The sequence below is a fragment of the Microcystis sp. M113S1 genome (assembly GCF_020246945.1).
GTDB lineage: Bacteria > Cyanobacteriota > Cyanobacteriia > Cyanobacteriales > Microcystaceae > Microcystis.
Window position 1 is genome coordinate 1 of record NZ_JADBSA010000330.1, and the last position, 3,260, is coordinate 3,260.

The 3,260-nt window shown below is 41.6% G+C and carries 2 protein-coding genes and 1 pseudogene; 1 reads left to right on the forward strand and 2 read right to left on the reverse strand.

Annotation, left to right across the window (positions count from 1 at the left end):
- Window positions 1-872, reverse strand: a pseudogene (locus IM319_RS16550) (RNA-guided endonuclease InsQ/TnpB family protein); the annotation flags it as partial.
- A 169-nt stretch (window positions 873-1,041) separates the two neighbouring features.
- Here IM319_RS16550 and rsmH point away from each other — a divergent pair.
- Window positions 1,042-1,905 (forward strand): 16S rRNA (cytosine(1402)-N(4))-methyltransferase RsmH, encoded by an 864-nt coding sequence (gene rsmH / locus IM319_RS16555; RefSeq protein WP_287736322.1) that lies wholly within the window; start codon window positions 1,042-1,044, stop codon window positions 1,903-1,905.
- Window positions 1,906-1,949: 44 nt separating this feature from the next.
- Here rsmH and IM319_RS16560 read toward each other — a convergent pair whose 3' ends face one another.
- Window positions 1,950-3,116: a pyridoxal phosphate-dependent aminotransferase gene (locus IM319_RS16560; protein ID WP_287673194.1), complete on the reverse strand. Its 1,167-nt coding sequence runs from the start codon at window positions 3,114-3,116 to the stop codon at window positions 1,950-1,952.
- Window positions 3,117-3,260: the final 144 nt, after the last annotated feature.

Consider the following 3,260-nt stretch of genomic DNA (forward strand, 5'->3'; position numbering starts at 1 on the left):
ATCACTAATAGCCTTAGCTAAATTATGATTGCGTACCATGCCTTTGACATTGAGATTTTCTACCGCAATAACTTGGTTTTCGTTAACTATCTTACGGGATAGCTTGTGGAGAAAATCCTCACGACATCTTGAGATTTTAGAATGGACTTTAGCTACTTTACGTCTAGCTTTTTGACGGTTGTTACTTCCCTTCTTTTTACGCGATAGCTTTTGTTGTTTCCGTTTTAGATTGCGTTGATGTTTAGCAAAATGTTTAGGGTTATTATATTTACTACCATTACTGGTAATACAAAAATGAGTTAATCCTAAATCAATTCCTATTGCTTTTCCATCTATCCCCCCGCCTTCGGCACCCGCCTTATCAAGCAGGGCAGGGGGGGATTGCCCATCATCAACTAAAATAGAAGCGTAGTATTTACCGTCTGGGTTTTTTGAGATAGTAACGGTTTTAATTGTTCCTTCAAATTTCCTGTGACGAACACAATAAACTAATCCAATTTTAGGAAGCTTTAGATAATCCCCCTCAAATTTGACATTAGCTGGATAGCTAATTGATTGCTTACCATGTTTAGATTTGAATCTTGGTAATCTAGCTCGTTTTTCAAAAAATTTTGATAAGCTTGCGATAAGTTCAAAGCGACAACCTGTAAACACTGAGAATAAGCATCTGTCAACCACTCATATTCTTTTTTGAGACTGGGCAATAGTCCCTGAATATAGTTTCTTGTCAGTCCTTTTCCTGTGGTTTTATAGGTTTCTTTGCATAAATTCAGGGAATAATTCCAAAACCAACGACAACAACCAAAGCTTTTTGCTAAGGCTATTTCTTGCTCGGTATTAGGCTTAAGTCTGAATTTGTACGCTTTGTACATAAGAGTTATCAAGAAACTAAAACTATGATAACATAGTTTTAGAGGAATTGTCTATATACAAATTCAGCATTCATCCCTGTTGGTGAGCTTGTCAAACCATCGCGCTAAGCGCGAGGGACTTCTGCTGACACTAAGTTAAATCGCCATTTTTAGGAAGTTATCAGCACAGATGAATCAAGATTTTCCCCATATTTCCGTTTTGAGTCAAGAATTAATCGCCGGCTTAAATATTCAACCCGGGGGGCATTATCTTGATCTTACCCTAGGCGGTGGTGGACACAGCCGCTTGATTTTAGAAGCCTATCCCGAAACAATAGTAACCGCCATCGATCGCGATCAAAGCGCCCTAGAAGCCGCTAAAATTAGTCTCGCCCCCTATCTAGATAGCCGTTTAACCCTCTGGTGGGGCAACTTCGCCGATTATAATGGACAAAATAGCAGTTTTGATGGCATTATCGCCGATTTAGGAGTCAGTTCTCCCCAATTCGATCAGAGCGAGCGCGGCTTTAGTTTTCGCCAGACGGCAGCCTTAGATATGCGGATGGATCGCTGTCAATCCCTGACGGCAGCTGATATTATTAACCATTGGCAGGAAAAAGAATTAGCGGATCTTTTTTATCAATACGGAGAAGAACGTTTATCTCGTCCTATTGCTCGCTCGATCGTCCAAAAACGTCCTTTTACTACCACTACTGAATTAGCGGCTGTCATCGCTAGTTCTGTCCCCGCTAGTTACCGTTATGGACGTATTCATCCGGCAACGCGGGTTTTTCAATCCCTACGCATCGCTGTTAATCAAGAATTAGATTCTCTCCAACAATTGTTAAATCAAGCCCCCCACTGGCTAAAATCCGGGGGAATTATCGCTATGATCAGTTTTCATAGTCTAGAAGACCGTCTGATCAAGTATGGCTTTCGCGAAGATAATTCGTTGAAAATTATCACGAAAAAGCCGATTATTCCCAGCCGAGAAGAACAAGCCAAAAATCCCCGTTCTCGTTCGGCTAAACTAAGAATAGCCCAAAGGTTGTAGTAAAGTAAAAACCAAGAAAGAAAGCCAGTATTTATTCTTGAAAATTATTGACTAAAATAACGCAATCCCTTTACCAATCTTTCTACTGCCGCTAAAGCCGTTTCTGGAGATAAAGCGCCGTAGGCAAGACGCAAATAACAGCCTTCTGTTATACCAAAAGTTGAACCGGGTAACACCGCCACCCGATGCTGCTCAATTAAGCTTTTAACTAACTGAAAATCATTCTTGTCTGTGGGAATTTTCAGGAAGAAATAAAAAGCACCTTCCGCAGTGGCAACATCACAGATATCGCCGATTGATTCTAGAGCATTCAGGCAAATTTCTCTAACTTGACTGATGGTTTTTAACTGTTCTAAAGGATAGCTTTTACCCACCTGCAACGCCCCTAGAGCTGCGTATTGCGAAACCACCGGCGGACAGATTAAAATAGTATCCTGAATCTTATTAATCGCCTCAGATAAATCTTCTGGTACTACCATATAACCAATGCGCCAACTGGCAAAACCGTAGGCTTTTGAGAGACTAAACAGGGAAATAGTCCAGGATTCACTACCAACAATTGCCGCCGGGGAAAAGTGCTGGGCATGGTTATAGGTAAAATACTCATAAGCTTCATCGTGAATGTGATAGATGCCCTTTTTTTGACAGATTCGATTGACTTCTCTGAGGGTATTTTCTGGATAAACTACTCCCGTGGGGTTATTAGGAGAAATCGTCACCACTGCCTTAGTTTTTTCTGTGATTGCCTCTTCAATGGCGGCTGGACGCAATTGATAATTTTTGTCTGTGGCGACCAAAATCACTTGACAATTAGCCATTTTTATGGCCATTTCATGATTGAAATAAAAGGGAGTGTTGAGAATAATTTCATCCCCCGGGGAAGTAATGGCTAAAATGGCATTCATAAAAGCCATATTACTGCCTGCCGTCACAAAAATTGCCTGTTTATCGCTGATTTCTACCCGATTATCTTCGGCTAGTTTTTGCCGAATTACTGCTAATAAGGGGGGAATTCCCGCCACAGATTGATATTGATGATTTTTGGGATTGGCTAAGAATAAAGATAGAGATTCGATCGCCTCCCGGGGTGGATCATAGGAAACAACCCCTTGACCTAGGGAAATAGTGCCAGGGTTCGCTTTAATTAACTGACCGACCACGGGAATAATCGGCGTTTGTACCCCGTCCATGCGGGAGAGAAGGTTTCTCATTCAATTGACACTCCCCGCTCTAAAGAGACGGGGATTCTTGGTTCACAGAGATTACTTGCGAAAGACAGAATTGCTTCTGAAAAAGTAGAGGTATTCTCTCCCCAAGCGTTTATTGGATCGAGCATCGAAGGTTCCGGTATGCCC

Excerpts from the sequence above, each read along its gene's own strand:
- rsmH (WP_287736322.1), top strand. The coding sequence starts at position 1,042 with ATGAATCAAGATTTTCCCCATATTTCCGTTTTGAGTCAAGAATTAATC.
- IM319_RS16560 (WP_287673194.1), bottom strand. The coding sequence starts at position 3,116 with ATGAGAAACCTTCTCTCCCGCATGGACGGGGTACAAACGCCGATTATT.